The organism is Staphylococcus arlettae (genome assembly GCF_002902345.1).
Lineage (GTDB): Bacteria > Bacillota > Bacilli > Staphylococcales > Staphylococcaceae > Staphylococcus > Staphylococcus arlettae.
On sequence record NZ_PPQB01000010.1, the window covers coordinates 457,579 to 473,095 of the forward strand.

Here is a 15,517-nt window from a genome sequence, read left to right on the forward strand (position 1 = left end):
TAAAATTTCTAAGTAATATAAAGTGAGATAGATGAATTAAAAAAAGTATCTGTGCTACAATAGTAGTTACTAATATTAAGAGGATGAACGCATATATGGATAAACCAATCGGAGTTATAGATTCAGGAGTTGGTGGTTTGACTGTTGCTAGTGAAATTATCCGCCAACTTCCCAATGAAACAATTTATTACTTAGGAGATATTAAACGCTGTCCTTATGGTCCGAGAGCAAGTGAGGAAGTTAAAGCATTTACTATTCAATTGGCACAAAAGTTATTACAATATGATATTAAAATGCTAGTTATTGCATGCAACACTGCAACTGCAGTGGCATTAAAAACGCTACAAGAACAATTAACAATTCCTGTTATTGGCGTTATAGAACCTGGCGCAAGGACTGCAATTATGACTACTAAAAATCAAAATGTTTTAATTTTAGGTACAGAAGGTACAATAAAATCTGAAGCTTACCGTCATCATATTAAGAATATCAACCCAAATGTCGAAGTATCAGGCGTAGCATGTCCAGGATTTGCACCTTTAGTAGAGCAAATGCGCTATAAAGATCCGACAATTACGAGCATCTTAATCCATCAAACTTTAAAACAATGGCGTAATTGTAAAGCTGATACAGTAATATTAGGATGTACGCATTATCCATTACTGTATAAGCCAATCTATGACTATTTTGGTGGTAATAAAACAGTGATTTCATCGGGATTAGAGACAGCTAGAGAAGTTAGTGCATTACTAACATTCAGTAACGAACATGCAGGTTATCAAAAAAATCCTAAGCATAAATTTTTTGCGACAGGGGATACAGAACATATCGAAAGAATTATTGCAGAATGGCTAAAAATGAATGTTACAGTCGAAGTAGTCGATGTAGAGGAGGAAGTAGTAAGTGAAAGATATAGTCATAGCATCTAATAACAAAGGAAAAATAAACGATTTTAAAGTTATTTTTCCTGAGTATAATATCATTCCAATCGGTGATTTAATTCCAGGTTTCGATGTTGAAGAAACAGGTACTACTTTTGAAGATAATGCTAAATTAAAGTCTGAAGCAGCAGCACAAGCTTTAAATAAGCCTGTAATCGCAGATGATAGTGGATTAGAAGTATTTGCTTTAAATGGTGAGCCTGGCGTATATTCAGCTAGGTATGCAGGTTTAGAAAAAGATGATGATGCAAATATCAAAAAAGTATTAGAGCAGCTAGGTGACACAGAGGATCGTCGTGCTCAATTTGTTTGTGTCGTTAGCCTAAGTGCACCAAATGAAAAAACAATTCAATTTAAAGGCACAGTTCAAGGTGAAATTACACTAAATAAAATTGGTGATGAGGGATTTGGCTATGATCCAATATTCTACGTACCAGATTTAAATAAAACCATGGCACAGCTACAAGCGCATGAAAAAAGTGAGATTAGCCATCGAGGTAAGGCAATCGACCAATTACAACGCTATTTAAAGGATGATAATTAATGTCGAAATGGATAATTGTAAGTGATAATCATACGGAAAAAGGTATCTTATTTGAAGTGATTAATCACCACCCAGATGCTGATGTAGCCATACATCTTGGAGATTCTGAGTTTACTTATGAAGATAGTGAACTTAGTTATTATTATAAAGTAAAAGGGAATACCGATTTTTATCCAGAATTTGAAAACGAACAAGTCATAAATAGTGAAAGCTGCCGAGCATTTATTACACATGGGCATCTATATCAAGTTAATCGTAGTAGAATGCAACTGGCCGAACGTGCCCTTGAAGCAAACTGTCAATTAGCATTTTATGGGCATACACATGTTGCAAAATATGAAAATATTGCAGGTGTGCATGTCATCAACCCTGGTAGTATTAGTCAATCAAGAAGCAGTGAAGAAGAAAGTTATGCAGAACTGTTAATTGCTGAAGACACTAATGCAGTTACTTTGAATTTTAGAAATCGTCGACATGAAATAATAGAAACAATTAATTTTGAATTATGATCTCTAAAAGCGTGTAAGTGAATGTCGAATTATAATGCATAGTAAGTGGGGTTGTAACTATGCATTATAATTTATATTTACTTAATGATCGTTATTGAAAAAAAGAGGGTTATTAGGTTATAAATCGTGCAAAATGGCTATTTATAGTGAAAAATCATCATTATTTTAATTATAAAAGTATTGCTTTATAAAGATGAATTAGATATAATAATTATTGTGTTCAAAACGTGATGTCCTGGTAGCTCAGCTGGATAGAGCAATGGCCTTCTAAGCCATCGGTCAGGGGTTCGAATCCCTTCCAGGACGCTATAACCCGTTGCTATGACAACGTTTCAAGAGTGCAGGTGTCAAATATGTGTCAAGAGAATAATTCTCTGACACGTTGGCCCTGCTCTTTTTTATGTTCATCAAGCAAATGTGTATAAACATCTAATGTAATTGATATACTAGCGTGACCTAATCTTTTGCTAATATATTCAATGGAAATTCCTTTACTAATTAAGTAACTAGCATGTGTATGCCTTAATGAGTAAGGTGTTATTTCATCATCTATATCAAATTTATTTTTGGCTTTATTAAATACTTTAGAAACTGCCGTGTGAGATAAACCGAATAATTTTCTATCTGTTCTTAACGGATGATTAGCAATACTTTTTTTAATATATGCTAGATCTGCGTCTGACACTTCTATTTCTCTGTCAGCATTTTCTGTTTTTGTACCAGGTAAATGGATCAAACCAGGTTTATAATATAAATCATTATATGTCATTCTATTAACTTCTGAAAACCTAGCACCAGTTATCAAAAGAATATATAGCATTAATGTACTTTTATCACTCTTTAATTTAAAGTGTTTTCTTAATTGTTCATATTGAAATATCGTTAGAAATTTTACACTTTCTTTTTTTGGTGCTTTAGTACCTTTATAAGTTACTTTGTAAGTCGGGTCCTTTTTTATATACCCATCATAAATTGCATCTTTAATACAGCTAGATATATATAAGTGTACTTTTCTAACGGTTTCTGATGTTCTATCAATCGAGTATTCGGAAATAAATTTTTGATATTCGCTTCTTGTTATGTTTTTGATCAGTACGTTTTCTCCAAAATGTTTTAGAAACAAATTAAGCGCATGTTCATACCAATATTGTTGTTTTTCGGACAACTTATTTTTACCGTTAGCAATCAACCAATCTCTATAATAATCTTCGAAGCTCTTATTATCCTCAATTTTATTTCCATCTTCTAAATCTCTGATAAGTTGTTGTGCTGCTAATGTAGCTTCTGCTTTCGTTTTAAAACCTGATTTACGTTTCTTACCCGACTTAAAACTTGGGTCTTTCACATCGTATTGCCATGTAGTAGACGTTTTATTTTTACGTTTCGTTACTGTAAATGTAGCCATATTTCTCATTCCTCCTTATAAGAAAACCTCACGAAGTGTGAGGTTATTCTTCATCTTCATATTCTATATCAACAATGGCGTTCATTTTAGTTATCAAATGATTGTTAATAGTTATAGTAGTTGGCTCATCTATTTCGTGCGTTTGCATAATAGGGTGAACTCTATCATTATAACTTTGAACATTTTCGTTGTACTCAGTTTTTGTTACATCTTTTTCTTCATCTTGTATACCAGATAATTTAAAGATTTTCCAAGAAGCGTCATCAGTATCAAAATTTTTATACTCGTCTTCTGGTATTGTTATTTTATCGTTGTATTTTGTGAGCTCAGCAAAATCGATATAACTATCTTCTAGTTCCTTTTCTGTAACAACTAACGTTTCATCTAAATCATTTGATAGTTTTTCTCCAAGTATATTATCACGTTCTTCTTTTCCTATATCATCATAGACGTATTGAGTTTCATAAAGTGCTAAATCAAAATTGTTACCTAATGTATAAAGTGCGAATATCATTGGTGGTGTATACTCTTCTTTATCATCATTCAATTCGTATAATCTTGACGTTTCGTTATAATATGTTTCATACATCCCGCTGATATTAATTAGATGATCTCCTAATAGACTACCGTCAGCCATTAATTTTTCTGTATCTTTAGTAAATGACTCTCTATTTTTTTCTAATTTGCTTTCTATTTTTTTGAGGAATTTTGAAGTTTCTTTATCAGTTGTTTCGTCGTTGTCCATATATTCGTCATGTTCATCTGCAATATCCACGATACCTTTAGCAAATTTCTTTATTTTCTTCGCATATAATTTATTATCTTCTTCTACTTTTTTGTAATCATAATCATTCATTTCACTTTCGTTTTGACTACATCCTACCAAAAATAACACCAGCACTACCACTACACCTATTATCCTTTTCATTTCACATTCTCCTTAATAATAAATTTTATATAAAAGCGCCACTAAGGACGCTAGTATTAATATATTTTTTGACTTGCGACAACTCTACCAATGATTTTTACATCGTCTGAACTGTTGTATACTTGCGGTAGGTGTTCGTTGTTGTTAGATTCGGGCAACAATATCAATTGATCGTCGTTGTATCTCACGCGCTTTACAGTGGCATTATAACCATTAATCTGAACAACACCGATTTGACCATTCTCGACAACTGAATCTTTTTCCACAATGACTACTTCGCCATCTTTAAACTCTTTATCCATACTATCACCAGATACTTTCAAGCCGAACAGTTCTTTGTCGACATTTAAGTTTTTAGTAGCGATGTATGTATAGTCGATTAGGTTTTCTTCACTATATATAGGAAGTCCTGCGGAAATTTGAGAAACAACTGGTATCTGTTTAACTGGTAGACTATCTAAGGAAGTATCTTCAAAACCTAATATATCCATTGGTGATACTTTTAATACTTTAGATAATTTTTCAATTTTATCTCTTTTCATATTTTCAATTTCACCATTTTCCCATTTACGAACAGTAGACTTACCTACACCAACTGCGTTTCCAACTTCTTCTAATGTAAGATTTAATAAATTTCTTCTGTTTTTCATATTGAATTTCATATATAACACCTCCTTCTTTGTGGTTCTATTATAGCACATAAGTGTCTCAAAAAGATACTGTTATATAGAAAGTTAAAAAAAGTTTCTCAAAAATACACTTTTGTGTTGACTTATCTTTTCTGATGCTTTATTGTTATAAGTGTCCTAAACGACACACCTTTTCAGAAAGGAGGCACAACATGGATACCAACAAACTTAAATCAAAGTTGGTGTATAACAAAATTGATCCTTCAACACTTCTGGATTCATTAAAAGAAAAAGGGATAAACATTTCCAAATCGTCATACTATAAACGTATGCGTGGGGAAGTAGAATTTTCTTTAAGCGAAATAAGAAGTATTGCAGATATTTTAGAATTAACACCAGAAGAAATCATGGATATTTTTTTTAATTAGTAAGTGTCTTTTAAGACACAAAGGAGGTAATAAAAGTTGAACGAATTACAACTTAGTGATGACCTAACAACTATCGAAACAGAAATAAAGAGTTATCAAAACATTGCTGGTCAATCGATATTTGAAATTGGTCGAAGATTAAAACATGTGAAAGAGAATGACTTAATGCATGGTCAGTGGGAAGAATGGTTGGAAAAAGTTAATTTCAATAGAACTCAAGCATATAAATTTATAAAAATATATGAGGATAGAGGTACAAATGTTTTGTCGACAAAACAAAATAGTATTGATGCACTTTATTATATCGCAACTCTACCCGAAGCAGAACGCACTATAGAACACACAACTTCAAAAGGTGAAACGAAAACACCTGATGAAATGACTGTTAAAGAATTGCGTGAATTGAAGAAACAACTCAAACAACGCGACGAAGAAAAATCACAACTCGAATCTCAATTAGAACAAGCGCAACGTTCTGAATCAATCGCACTAAAGCAACTAGAGGATGCAGAGGATCAAGAGCATGAAGTGATTGAGCGTTATATGGAACCAGAGGATTATCAAGAAATAAAAGAAAGTAATAAGCAATTAAAAAAGTATCTTGATGAAGTATCTAATCATAATAAGAAATTAAATTCAGATATTGAAAAGTTAAAAAGTGAACGTTCTGAAACAGATGAGAAGTCACAAAAATATGATGAGTTAAACAAAGCGATTAATAGTATGAATACAAAACTTAACGAAGGACAACAAAGATTAAAAGCACAAAAAGAGATATACGACCTTGTAAAAGGTAGTGAGAAAGTTATTCGTGAAGTAGCGCCACTTTGTTACTTAGCTTTTTCGAAAGATATTATCGATAACGATTATGCAAGGGAACCAATAGAGAAAATAATCACAGATCTAACAGATATGGCACGAAGGCTACAAAAACAAATTAATCAAGGAGATGTTATAGATGTCTAATCAAGTAATGGAATTAAATAGAGCTCAAATGGAACAAATGGTAAGACAAGCAAATTCAGCTTTACAAATGTACGACAAAATCATCGAAGTAGAACAGCGTGTGAATAAAGCCGAAAGTAGAATGAATCAGACAGCAGAAAAAACCGAAAGACGATTGCACAAAATAGAGACTACTTATCCGTTATTAGATACAGAAGCAGACCGTTTGCAATCAATAGCAACGATAAAAGCCCACCAATTTACAAGTCAATTTTTTGGAGAAGAAGTATCACAAGAACTTTACATGAAGAAATTCGGTCATTTAATCAGTGGTATCTATAGATCTGTAAAAAAAGAATTTAATGTAAGGAAGTATACTTTGGTACTCCACGTAGAAGCAGAACAAGCAATCACTTTTGTAGAAAATCTAACGCTTGATGACTTACCACAAAACTATATGAGACTTACTGACAGCCAAATTGATACAGCTACAAGACATGGTGATTATGGAATTTTAGAAAGATTGGCATAAAACAAATCGAAATATAGGAGTTGATCATATGGACTTCATTGGATTTGCAGATGCAAAAGCATTTGTAGAAATAAGTGGCATTTCAAGAGATGACTTAGAAAGTAAAGTTTATCCGAACAAAGAATTTCAAGCAGCTTGTATGTATCGATTTGGTAAAGGTAACAAACGATATATCAAAATCAGACCAGCAATTGAGTATATAGAACAAAACATACTCATTAAAGAAACGAACTTATAAGGAGGGATAATATGAGACACATTTTAGCATGGTCAACAGCAATTTTATCTACAGCATTATTCGCAATGATCACATCAGATTTCCATTACAGCATTGTATTCAGCATATTGATGTTCATTGCAAGTTACGCATTCTGGAACAACTGGTTTGATGCAATAAAAAAGACCGCTAAGCGCGCCAACGCTTAACAGTCGAAAGAAACTTAAGTAAAAACATACAACTTAAATATACAACATACTCGGGAGGTTTGTAATTGGGACCAGAAAAAAGAGTCGAGAATAAAATTCGTAAATTCTTAGAAGACAACGGAGCTTTTGTTATGAAAACTCATGGAGGAAGTCCTGGAGTTCCAGTCGGCATACCTGACTTGTTTTCAATCTATAGAGGAATTGCATTATTTATAGAAGTTAAACGTGAAAAGGGTGGAAGAGTTAAACCGATTCAAATAGCTCAAATTGATTCATTAAAGCAACATGGCACGATAGCGATTGTAGCTAACGATGTTTCTTATGTAGAAGATATAATTGAAACAATAGACACACTAATTACAGAGGGCGCTTGGAAAAACATTCAAACTGCTATAAATATGGCTAACGAAATGGGTGTGAAAAGATAATGACTAAATACTCAAATATTGATGATTATATAGGTAAGAAATTTAACTTACTTAAAGTAATAAGATTTTCTCATAAAAATAGTGGTAAAAAGTATTTCGAGTGTAAATGTGATTGTGGAAATATAGTTGTTAAAAGATTAGACCATTTAGTGCGAAACGAATCAAAATCTTGTGGATGCATTGTAGGTAAACAAGGAACGCATTTAAAAACAAATACTCGATTATATGAAATATATTGCGGCATGAAAAAGCGTTGTTATAACAAAAATAGTAAAAGTTATAAAAATTATGGAGCTAGAGGAATTAAAGTCTGCGATGAGTGGATAGAAAATTTTACTAACTTTTATGACTGGGCCTATCAAAACGGATATAACGACACATTAACTATTGACCGTATAGATGTAAATGAAGATTATAAGCCTAATAACTGTAAATGGTCTACTCGACAAGAACAATCTTACAATAAGACAACAACTCATTACTTCGAATATAAAAACGAAAAAAAATCAGTTGCAGAGTGGAGCGAAATAACAGGCATTAAATATGCAACGTTACTATATAGAATCAAACACAATTGGGACAAAGACAAAGTAATTGAAGAACGAGTGAGGGATTATTAATGCTTTTATATCCTACACAAAAAGAAGTTATGGAAAAAGCGAAACCATCTTACTTTTATGCTCTAGGTACAAGTTCAGGTAAATCGCTAATATCCATTTATCATTACCTTAAACATAAAAAAGACGAATCACTACTTATTGTATGCCCACCTACAAAGAAAAAATCTAATGAGTGGGATGAAGAAATAAAAAAAGTCGAACAACATGAAAGTGTAAGAATTGATTATGCGATTGTGGCAAGTTCTATGTTAGCGAAAGAATATAAGAACTACAAAGACTATTTCGTCATTTTAGATGAAGCACACTATTTTAGTAATCCAACAAGCAAACGAGGGAAAGCTGCACAAAACTTGTGTGCTAACTCAACCAACTTTTTATTATTGACTGCTACAAGTGGCGAAAATTGGGAAAAATTCATAAACTATTTTATCATCTTTGGTTTTTACAAGAATAAAACGGAGTTTCTAAGGAAACATGCTATATACGAAACTAAGCATTTTGGCGGTAGATCCATTAAACAAATTGTAGATTTCCAAAATACCAATAAATTAGAAAGCCTTTGGCAATCAATATCAACTATGAAAGAAACATCTTACTTTGTAGATTTACCACAAGTAACTGAACGTTTTGTTGAGTTTAATAAATCAACTATTTATAAAAAGGCAGCAAAAGATAGAGTGATTGAAATAGATGACGAACGAGTCATATTAGATAGCCCTCCCAAACTAGCTGCAACATTACGTTACTTATCGAACCAAAAATCAAAAGTAAACTATACAAAAGAGTTGTTGGAAAGTACCAATGATAATGTTGTTATCTTTTATCAATTCACTAAAGAAAAAGACAATCTACTACAGATGATAAGTAAGTTAGATAAAACAGTGTTCGAAGTAAGCGGCCAAAACTTTGAGCTACCGACGCAAGAAGAACGTAAAACATTAATTAATAGTGTAACACTGGTACAAATCCAAGCTGGTAGTGCAGCTATAGAACTCAAATATGCTAACCAAGTAATTTACTACTGCCCAACTTATAGTTACACACAATATCAGCAATCACGTGGACGTTGTATAAGACATGGTGGTCATGACAGAGTTGAGATTATCAAATATAAAACTAAAGGGACTATTGAAACGAAAGTTTGGAAAGCATTAGACAACAAGCAGGACTTTGATGAAAAACTATATCTACTTGAGGAGGTTAAGTAATTATGACAAAGCCAACTAAAACAGACGCGTATGAAAAAATATACTTTTTAATTAAGCGAAAAGGTTTAGATTTATTTATTACTAACAGACCTAATAAGAATATTGAAGAAGTTGAATATACGGATAATAAATCTAAAGCAAGACGTTTCGATGAAAATGATTTCGAAATATTAGATATTGATAAGACCGTACATGAAAAAGTTGAAATTACTAAAAAATATACTGTAGCAACATTTGAAAGTGTGGTGCCATTAGATGACTGAACAATCCCTATTTGAGCAACTGAATCAACTAAACGTTAACGATCATGTTGATAAGAAGAATGGACTCAATTACTTATCTTGGTCATATGCTCATCAAGAACTAATGAAGATTGACCCTAATTATGAGATTAAAATACATGAATACCCACACCCAGAAGTGAACAACGAACAATATTTTGTACCATATCTCGCTACACCAGAAGGTTATAGCGTAACGGTATCAATTACATTAAAAGGGTTAACTAAGACTGAAACTTTACCTGTACTAGATTTCAAGAATAAATCAGTGCCTTATAAACAAGCTGATATGTTCCAAATAAACAAAACATACAAGCGTGCATTTGTTAAAGCGGCTGCATTACACGGTCTAGCACTTTATATATTCAATGGGGATGTAATGCCAGAACAGCCATTTGAATCTGCAAGTGATGATGAACTCAAAGATGTTGATAAAAAAGTTAAAGAGCTAGCATCTTTAATGAAAATTACAGAATCACAACTTAAAAAGAAAATGAACATTCCACAAAAACTCTCATCATCTGATGCAGAAGAAGCATTGATGAGATTAGATAACGGGATTCAATACTATAAAAATAATAAAAAGGATGATAAATAATGAATCAATTCAACGGAATCGGACGTTTAGTAAGAGAAGCAGATATTAAAGAAACTAAAGCAGGTAAGAAGTTTGCAAGATTTACAATTGCGATTAATCGTTTCAATGATGAAACAGACTTTGTAGACTGTGTTGTGTTTAACGAAAGAGTTGTAGGTGTTGTTGAAAAGTATACAAGTAAAGGTTCGCAAGTAGGAGTTAGTGGTTCGCTAAACATTAACACATCTGAAAAAGACGGACACAAATTTAAACACCCACAAATTAATGTTCAAGCTGTAGATTTGCTGGATAGCAAGAATAGTAATAATAGCCAAGATAAGCAGTCAGATAACCCATTTGCTAAAGGTACAGACGACTTACAAGACGAATTACCTTTCTAAAGGAGGACAATCAAATGACTCATAAAGATTATGTAACTAAAAAATTAAATGAAATTATACAGATATATGATGATATATATGATTACTTACCTTCAGAAGAAACAGCAGAAGAAGTATATCTAGATAAATGGCACATAGTGGATTTACGTGATGACTGCGAAAAAGTTTTTGACGAAACTGGTAATACAAAAGTGATTGATTCAGATGACCGTTAAACACACTATCACATATTTTAAAAGCCACAGTGACGTAGCCAATCCATTACATTATCAACTCACTTTCGAACAGTTTGTTGAATCATTATCCAAAGTTAAAATAAACGCTGCTAAAGGTAGTGCTGGTGTAATGGTGGCTGGCTATGCCACGTATCGTAACAATGAACAAACAAAGTCTAGAAGTATGATAACCATTGATATTGATGATATTCCTAACACAATTAATTTTCCTTCGTTTATTGATGGGCGATTTAAATATAGTTATGTGATTTATCCGACACATTCACATACAGAATCAAATCAACGGTATCGCTTATGTATACCGTTATCGCAAGAAATAGAAGCTAAGTATTATAAGCAAGTAGCTTTATATATATTGCGATTTTTGAAAATGAAAAGTGAATTAGAAAAAGATAAGTACAAAGATAGTAAGTCAATTGTCTTTTTCGACCCAGCTAGCTTATCACAGTGTCATGCGATGAATTTGCCAACAACTGAAGATGATGGATCTAATTATCAAATATATTATCGCGACACAGAAATTTTAGACCCACAACCTTTAGTAGAACAAGCCGAACGTGTGAAGAAACAAGAGTTGAAAATGGAGAAAAATGGCACGTATAAGCGTAGTAAAGAGGATAACGAGTGGATAACACTTCTGCAAGGTGTTGGCGACGGACAACGTACACATGCGACAGAAGCATTAGCTGGTCTTTTCATTAATAAATTTAGTAGGGATTTAGCCTATGAAATGTTAAATGTATGGAACTTACAGAATCACCCACCATTAGATGAAGATAAATTACTCCATCATTTTAATGGCATTTACAAAACGCACTGTAATAACAACAACATTAAATACGTACCCATTAAGTAAGAAAGGAGGATATTATGGCAGATGATACTAACATCTATGACTTTGCACAAAAGTTAACAGATAAAACGTTGAAAGAAAACGAAGAAAAGTTTTTTAGAAAAGAAGATAATAAACAACCGAAGTTCCATCATGACGAATTTGCAGAATATATTATGGCCAAATTTCATGTTGTAAATATAAATGATCGTTTGCATATATATCATAATGGCATTTATTTAGACGATGAACGATTAATTAAACGTGTAATGGTCACACAGATACCTAAGCTAAGACGAACACAACAATCAGAAGTATTAGAGTATTTGCGAACAATGGCACCAGAGAAGGAAGAAGAAACACCATATATGATACCACTTAAAAATGGCGTGTATGACATTAAACAACAGACATTACTACCTCATTCACCGGAATTAATATTCACAGCTCGGTTCAACGTTAATTACGATACTGATGCGAAGTCAGACATCGTTACAGAAACACTATTTACCATTGCAAATGAAGATACAGAAGTCGTAGAAATGTTCACGCAAATCTTTGGTTACTTACTATTCAAGCAAAACTTCATCGGTAAATCATTCCTATTCGTAGGTAGTGGAGGTAATGGGAAATCATTGCTACTAAGAATGATGCAAGCTTTAGTTGGTAACGAGAACACGTCCAGTGTGTCTTTGCAGGCATTAACAGAACAATTTAACGTATCATCCTTACACCATAAGTTATTAAATGCAGGTGATGACATCCCGCTTAAAAGTGTTGATGATGCTTCAAACTTCAAAAAACTATCAACAGGCGAGCCAGTATTAGCAGCTTATAAAGGTCAAGACGTATTCGCATTTAGTAACTACGCCAAACTTGTCTTTAGTGCTAACGGCATTCCACGTTGGTATGAGAATAGTAATGGTGTGTTCGACAGGTTAATTATTGTTCCATTCAATGCACGTATTCGTGGAACAGATAAAGAGGACCCACATCTACCAGAGAAGGTAACAACAGAAGAAGCCAAGTCTTATCTCTTTAACGTAGCCTTGCAAGGATTACAAAAAGTATTAAAGAACAATGGCATATTCTTACCATCCGTCGTTCAAAGTGAAATGGAAGACTTCAAAAAAAGCAATGATCCATTAGCAGCATTCTTAGAAAATTATGAAATAGAAGGTGTTAGAATAACTGACGCTTACGAAGATTACAGAGATTGGTCAAACTTTGAAGGATATAAAAACCCACTCATTAGAAAAGAATTTAAAAAGAAAATTTTCGACAGAGGTTATACAGATAGAAAAATATTAGTAGAAAATTATGAATACCCACAGTGGTGTTTTGTATCAAAGAGTAAAGTGGAGTAATTATATTTCCAAAACTTTCCAAAATATTTCCAAAAAGAAAAATAACAAACCTTGATATGACGGGGTTCTTTCCAAACTTTCCAACTTTTCCAAGAATTTCAAGTTAGTAAAAATATAATAACAATAGTCATATAAATATTATATGAGCGACGAGTTAAAAATCTTGGAAATCTTGGAAATGAAATGATGTTACAGGGTGTAAAGTCAACGGAGAGTAAGAGTTTACGATTTCCAAAAATAAAGTGAAATTGGAAAATCTTGGCAAGTTTTTGGCAAGAAAGGGAAAACGATGTCGCACAATGAAAACTATGACTTAAAAGCTAAAGACGCTGGATTAATTATAGGCATACCCAATGAAATATATTTCATGGCTATCAGTAAAACATCGACAGTATATGTTGAATGGATAGATACAAGATGGATGGCGTGGAGAGAAACGTACATTTTGAACAGCAGTAAACGTAAAAGTTACAAACGCATAGCACATGGAGAGTTTGAAGAAGTTATTCCAAGAGTAAAAGGTTATCTAGAATTTATTCAGAATAATCAGAAAGCGAAGTGATACCGCGTGGAAGAAACAATCACACTAAAACTTAAAGTGGAAATCGAACAAGAGGTAACTGTTCCAGTACCACCCAATTATGACTTAGACGATATAAAAGAACGTGAAGCAGATAAAGCAGCAGAAAAATATAAAAGCAATCCGGAATTACTAGGATTTGAAGAAATTAAATTTAGAGACGTAACAGACGTACAATTTAAAGATTACTAGGAGGATATAGAAAATGATCTATAAAGGTAAAGAAATGACGTTTAAAGAATTGAGTGCAATGACTGGGGTAAAGGAACCCACACTAACTAATCGCTATCAAAGAGGATTACGTGATGATGAGCTAACAAGTGATGGGCCATACCATAGAGGCCCTTTGTACATTAACGGTAAAGCGTATCAACCATCGAAGGAAGATAAAAAGATTTTACGCAATAACAGATTAAACAAACAAGATGTGCAAGATAGATTAGATGAAGGCTGGGATTATAGACAAGCTATAGAACTTAGCCACCTATACGTTATGAAAGATGGTGGCATACATCTAAGAGTCGAAACTAAAGATGCAATCCACTATGTGCCAGAATCACGAGTAAGAGATTTAGAAATCGATGGTTTGTCACAAAGCAAACTAATTAAAAATTTAAAGAGTGGTAACACTTTAGAAAAGATTGTAAACGACTTCTATGAATCAGAAGGTGTGAATATCACACAAGGTGCGACTAAGTATGTGATACAAGATCGCTTACGTGAGAATCGTAAGAGAGAAAGAGAGTTAGAAAAACAACGCAAAGAACAAGAAAGACTGCAGATGATAGAAAACGCAAAAGTACGTAGTAAGTGGTTTGAACATTTAGCAGCTAACGACATATTCCCTAAAAAGGTGGCTAGATAGATGAAAATTAGAGATTTAAATATTAATGATTACATTTGGTTCAAAGCTCCAAATAGCACAATATCTTATCCTGCAATCGTTACAGAATTAATTTATAACGATGATGCACCATTAGCTATAGTTAAGATAGGTAATCACACAGATACTATAGATGATTCTTATGATTTTGCAATTGGAGAGAAAAGACGATGACAAAACTATACGAGAAATTGCAAGGGAATGTTTATGGCACATATACAGTGTGTGGATATAAATTTGTACAACGTGGCGGCAAAGTATGGAGAGATGTTTTATTAGTGTGTGAGTGTGGCGTTAGTAAAGCTATGCAGCCTACTTTAGTAGCAAGAGGCAAGGTATACAAATGTGGTTGTCAAAATGAAACGGGTCAGAATAGCAAAGCTATTGGGCTATGGGAAGAAGAATATGAGAAACAAACTTTAGAACAATTAGAATGTATAGATCAATTAAAAAGACGTAAACGTGAAAGAGAATTAGCTAAGTTAAAAAGTAATATTACCGCGATGAAGTCAGAAAAAATGCAAATAATATAATTATATTAAAGATTTTATAGATATTTTATATCTTTAAAAGGAGTGAAGTAGATGACACCAAATGAATTATTGTTACGACATGCTGGTGTGATAGTTAAATCACTATTACAGCAATTGGATAAAGCATATAAACGATTTTTAAAGTTTAGCGATACAAGCCTGACAGCAGAGGTAGGTACCAGTCGTCACTGGAGCGCTGTAAGAGGCATGGAGCAATCACAAGAGGAAATGGATTCATATATTGAGCAGTTACTTGCTATGGACGAATTAACGCAGTGGAGTAG

Annotated in this window: 26 protein-coding genes and 1 tRNA gene; 24 read left to right on the forward strand and 3 right to left on the reverse strand. The window is 33.0% G+C overall.

The window, feature by feature from the left end; genetic code table 11:
* The first annotated feature begins 95 nt into the window (after positions 1-95).
* The 4 genes from racE to CD036_RS05985 all read left to right on the forward strand — a co-directional run bounded on the left by racE (position 96) and on the right by CD036_RS05985 (position 2,300).
* A complete protein-coding gene (gene racE / locus CD036_RS05970; protein WP_002510897.1) occupies positions 96-929 on the forward strand; it encodes a glutamate racemase in 834 nt (277 codons plus the stop codon).
* On the forward strand, positions 904-1,485 hold the full coding sequence (locus tag CD036_RS05975; RefSeq protein ID WP_002510898.1) for an XTP/dITP diphosphatase: 582 nt from the start codon (positions 904-906) through the stop codon (positions 1,483-1,485). The genes racE and CD036_RS05975 overlap by 26 nt, the downstream gene beginning before the upstream one ends.
* Positions 1,485-1,994, forward strand: a complete 510-nt coding sequence (locus tag CD036_RS05980; RefSeq protein WP_103388165.1) for a metallophosphoesterase family protein — start codon at positions 1,485-1,487, stop codon at positions 1,992-1,994. Before CD036_RS05975 ends, CD036_RS05980 begins: the two co-directional genes overlap by 1 nt.
* A gap of 232 nt (positions 1,995-2,226) precedes the next feature.
* Positions 2,227-2,300 (forward strand) — tRNA-Arg (locus CD036_RS05985).
* Positions 2,301-2,352: 52 nt separating this feature from the next.
* Here CD036_RS05985 and CD036_RS05990 read toward each other — a convergent pair.
* From CD036_RS05990 to CD036_RS06000, 3 genes are read right to left on the reverse strand one after another with little or no spacing between them, the layout of a single operon-like run.
* A complete protein-coding gene (locus tag CD036_RS05990; RefSeq protein ID WP_103388166.1) occupies positions 2,353-3,399 on the reverse strand; it encodes a tyrosine-type recombinase/integrase in 1,047 nt (348 codons plus the stop codon).
* Positions 3,400-3,442: 43 nt separating this feature from the next.
* A complete protein-coding gene (locus CD036_RS05995; RefSeq protein ID WP_103388167.1) occupies positions 3,443-4,327 on the reverse strand; it encodes a hypothetical protein in 885 nt (294 codons plus the stop codon).
* A 56-nt stretch (positions 4,328-4,383) separates the two neighbouring features.
* Positions 4,384-4,989 carry a LexA family protein gene (locus tag CD036_RS06000; RefSeq protein WP_103388168.1) on the reverse strand — a complete coding sequence of 202 codons (606 nt, stop codon included), beginning with the start codon at positions 4,987-4,989 and terminating at the stop codon, positions 4,384-4,386.
* Positions 4,990-5,168: 179 nt separating this feature from the next.
* Between CD036_RS06000 and CD036_RS06005 the strand changes: the two genes are divergently transcribed.
* The 20 genes from CD036_RS06005 to CD036_RS06095 form a co-directional block, all read left to right on the forward strand.
* A complete protein-coding gene (locus tag CD036_RS06005; protein ID WP_115291404.1) occupies positions 5,169-5,384 on the forward strand; it encodes a helix-turn-helix domain-containing protein in 216 nt (71 codons plus the stop codon).
* 36 nt (positions 5,385-5,420) lie between these two features.
* Complete coding sequence (locus CD036_RS06010) at positions 5,421-6,350, forward strand: DUF3102 domain-containing protein (RefSeq protein WP_103388169.1); 930 nt, start codon at positions 5,421-5,423, stop codon at positions 6,348-6,350.
* Positions 6,343-6,861, forward strand: coding sequence for an ORF6C domain-containing protein (locus CD036_RS06015; RefSeq protein ID WP_103388170.1), 519 nt, complete (start codon positions 6,343-6,345; stop codon positions 6,859-6,861). Before CD036_RS06010 ends, CD036_RS06015 begins: the two co-directional genes overlap by 8 nt.
* 28 nt (positions 6,862-6,889) lie before the next feature.
* Positions 6,890-7,099, forward strand: a complete 210-nt coding sequence (locus CD036_RS06020) for a hypothetical protein (protein ID WP_103388171.1) — start codon at positions 6,890-6,892, stop codon at positions 7,097-7,099.
* An 11-nt stretch (positions 7,100-7,110) separates the two neighbouring features.
* Positions 7,111-7,287 carry a hypothetical protein gene (locus CD036_RS13140; protein WP_172606421.1) on the forward strand — a complete coding sequence of 59 codons (177 nt, stop codon included), beginning with the start codon at positions 7,111-7,113 and terminating at the stop codon, positions 7,285-7,287.
* Positions 7,288-7,352: 65 nt separating this feature from the next.
* Positions 7,353-7,715: a PDDEXK family nuclease gene (locus tag CD036_RS06025; protein WP_103388172.1), complete on the forward strand. Its 363-nt coding sequence runs from the start codon at positions 7,353-7,355 to the stop codon at positions 7,713-7,715.
* Positions 7,715-8,335, forward strand: a complete 621-nt coding sequence (locus CD036_RS06030) for a hypothetical protein (protein WP_218564839.1) — start codon at positions 7,715-7,717, stop codon at positions 8,333-8,335. The genes CD036_RS06025 and CD036_RS06030 overlap by 1 nt, the downstream gene beginning before the upstream one ends.
* On the forward strand, positions 8,335-9,543 hold the full coding sequence (locus CD036_RS06035) for a helicase-related protein (protein WP_103388173.1): 1,209 nt from the start codon (positions 8,335-8,337) through the stop codon (positions 9,541-9,543). Before CD036_RS06030 ends, CD036_RS06035 begins: the two co-directional genes overlap by 1 nt.
* Before the next feature lie 2 nt (positions 9,544-9,545).
* A complete protein-coding gene (locus CD036_RS06040; protein ID WP_103388174.1) occupies positions 9,546-9,806 on the forward strand; it encodes a DUF2483 family protein in 261 nt (86 codons plus the stop codon).
* A complete protein-coding gene (locus CD036_RS06045) occupies positions 9,799-10,422 on the forward strand; it encodes a Sak single strand annealing protein (RefSeq protein ID WP_103388175.1) in 624 nt (207 codons plus the stop codon). The genes CD036_RS06040 and CD036_RS06045 overlap by 8 nt, the downstream gene beginning before the upstream one ends.
* Positions 10,422-10,802 carry a single-stranded DNA-binding protein gene (locus CD036_RS06050; protein ID WP_103388176.1) on the forward strand — a complete coding sequence of 127 codons (381 nt, stop codon included), beginning with the start codon at positions 10,422-10,424 and terminating at the stop codon, positions 10,800-10,802. The genes CD036_RS06045 and CD036_RS06050 overlap by 1 nt, the downstream gene beginning before the upstream one ends.
* 14 nt (positions 10,803-10,816) lie before the next feature.
* On the forward strand, positions 10,817-11,017 hold the full coding sequence (locus tag CD036_RS06055) for a hypothetical protein (protein WP_103388177.1): 201 nt from the start codon (positions 10,817-10,819) through the stop codon (positions 11,015-11,017).
* Positions 11,007-11,894: a hypothetical protein gene (locus tag CD036_RS06060; protein ID WP_103388178.1), complete on the forward strand. Its 888-nt coding sequence runs from the start codon at positions 11,007-11,009 to the stop codon at positions 11,892-11,894. Before CD036_RS06055 ends, CD036_RS06060 begins: the two co-directional genes overlap by 11 nt.
* Before the next feature lie 14 nt (positions 11,895-11,908).
* Positions 11,909-13,237 (forward strand): DNA primase family protein, encoded by a 1,329-nt coding sequence (locus tag CD036_RS06065; RefSeq protein ID WP_103388179.1) that lies wholly within the window; start codon positions 11,909-11,911, stop codon positions 13,235-13,237.
* Between the two features lie 289 nt (positions 13,238-13,526).
* Positions 13,527-13,799: a pathogenicity island protein gene (locus CD036_RS06070; RefSeq protein WP_103388180.1), complete on the forward strand. Its 273-nt coding sequence runs from the start codon at positions 13,527-13,529 to the stop codon at positions 13,797-13,799.
* Positions 13,800-13,805: 6 nt separating this feature from the next.
* Positions 13,806-14,009 (forward strand): hypothetical protein, encoded by a 204-nt coding sequence (locus tag CD036_RS06075; RefSeq protein WP_103388181.1) that lies wholly within the window; start codon positions 13,806-13,808, stop codon positions 14,007-14,009.
* Between the two features lie 13 nt (positions 14,010-14,022).
* A complete protein-coding gene (locus tag CD036_RS06080) occupies positions 14,023-14,682 on the forward strand; it encodes a hypothetical protein (RefSeq protein WP_103388182.1) in 660 nt (219 codons plus the stop codon).
* The gene (locus tag CD036_RS06085) at positions 14,683-14,874 is read left to right on the forward strand and encodes a hypothetical protein (RefSeq protein WP_103388183.1); all 192 of its coding nucleotides are present in this window, start codon (positions 14,683-14,685) and stop codon (positions 14,872-14,874) included. It abuts the gene before it with no gap.
* The gene (locus CD036_RS06090; protein WP_103388184.1) at positions 14,871-15,233 is read left to right on the forward strand and encodes a hypothetical protein; all 363 of its coding nucleotides are present in this window, start codon (positions 14,871-14,873) and stop codon (positions 15,231-15,233) included. Before CD036_RS06085 ends, CD036_RS06090 begins: the two co-directional genes overlap by 4 nt.
* A gap of 51 nt (positions 15,234-15,284) precedes the next feature.
* The coding region (locus CD036_RS06095) for a DUF1140 family protein (RefSeq protein WP_142385142.1) at positions 15,285-15,517 on the forward strand (233 nt) is incomplete at its 3' end.